Below are 1,555 nucleotides of genomic sequence, written 5' to 3'. Positions count from 1 at the left end.
AAAAAAGACAGCACGAAAGTAGGCGCAGCTCAAGTGATTTTAAAAAAGCTGCGTCTTCTGTGTGAAGAAGGGGAGGTCAGGAAGCTTCCGGTGAGGCCAATGTTACCGTGAAGCCCAGGTTCTCTAACTTCCGAACCGTCTGTCGGACTATGGCCTCTTGGTGTCGTTTTTCAAAGTAATCAGAGCCTAAGTCTTTGTAATCTACCTGCCGGGTCAGTAAATGGTAAGCGATCGTCATAATGGAATGGGCAACAGCAACGGCCGCTCGGTGCTTTCCTTTGCGAGCTGCAATCCGTCTGTACTGGGCTCCGAGGTAGTTATCAGATCCCCGTATCGAGTGGGAGGCTTCGATGAGAGCGGAACGAAGATACTTGTTGCCTTTGCGGGTTTTGGATGTTTTTCGTTTGCCTGCGCTTTCGTTATGTCCTGGAACCAGACCGACCCATGAGCAGAGGTGACCGGCACTTGGAAAACGCGAACCAACATCTGTTCCAATTTCGGCTAGGATTTGTTCAGCGGTTCGTCGTGCGATTCCCGGAATGCTATCGAGCCGGTCAAGGTCTTGCTGAAAAGGGTTGAGCCGTTTGGCTACCTCCGTGTCCAGTTCAATAATTTGTTCATTGAGGAAGTCAATATGAGTGAGCATGGTTTTCAGCATGAGACGTTGATGCGCGCTCATGTTACCGTGAAGAGCAAGCTCGAGGTCTTCCTTCTTTCTTTTCAACGTTTTTCGCGCGAATGCTGCTAATTTCTCGGGATCATTCTCTCCGTCCACCATTGCATCCAACATATCCCGGCTAGAAACCCCCATGATATCAGAGACAACAGAAGCCAGCTTAATGTTGGCTCCTTCGAGAACCTTTTGCACGCGATTATGTTCGCGCGCACGTTCCTGAATAAGACTGCGGCGGTAGCGGACCAGTTCACGCAATTCACGCTGATTACGATCAGGAATATAACTTGGTTTAAGCAACCCGTGGCGCAACAGATTGCAAATCCATTCAGCATCTTTCACATCCGTTTTACGGCCGGGCACAGCTTTTATGTGTTGCGCGTTGACGACAAGAAAATCGATGTCTTCTGCTTCAAGCAAGTTGACGATGGGTTTCCAGAACACGCTTGTACTTTCCATGGCCACATGGGAACAGCGGTGATCTTTAATCCAATCAATCATCTCTAGCAGAAAGACGGTTTGAGTGCGGAACGTCTTAATCTCCTTTCCTTCTGGTGTAACGATACAGGCAGTGATGGACTTCTTGTGAACATCAAGACCGCATGCTCGTTCAATCAGCACTTCCACATGGCTCACCTTTCTACGGCAGATAGAATAGAGGACTGGTGCAACAACCAATAAAGGGCTAATCTACCCTGCGTGCTTCCCGGGTGGGAGCGACAGTCCGTGGTGCACCGTGATCGTTGGAGTCAGACTAACGGTTGGGTTCGCGACACCATAGTTAAACGACCTTCCTCACCAGCCGTAAGAAGAGTATAAAATGCGGAGTAAAAATTTTCATTATTCTGTGGTGCCCCGTGAGGGGCATGGGCGGCTAACGGG

At 49.5% G+C, this 1,555-nt stretch carries 1 protein-coding gene; it reads right to left on the bottom strand.

The features are described 5' to 3' along the window. Positions 1-76: 76 nt before the first annotated feature. The gene (locus E5161_RS20590) at positions 77-1,300 is read right to left on the bottom strand and encodes an IS110 family RNA-guided transposase (protein ID WP_136779760.1); all 1,224 of its coding nucleotides are present in this window, start codon (positions 1,298-1,300) and stop codon (positions 77-79) included. Between the last annotated feature and the right edge of the window lie 255 nt (positions 1,301-1,555).

The sequence above is a fragment of the Cohnella pontilimi genome, assembly GCF_005049045.1.
GTDB lineage: Bacteria > Bacillota > Bacilli > Paenibacillales > Paenibacillaceae > Cohnella > Cohnella pontilimi.
The sequence above is the reverse complement of the archived record's forward strand: the minus strand, read 5'-3'. Positions and strand labels throughout refer to the sequence as shown.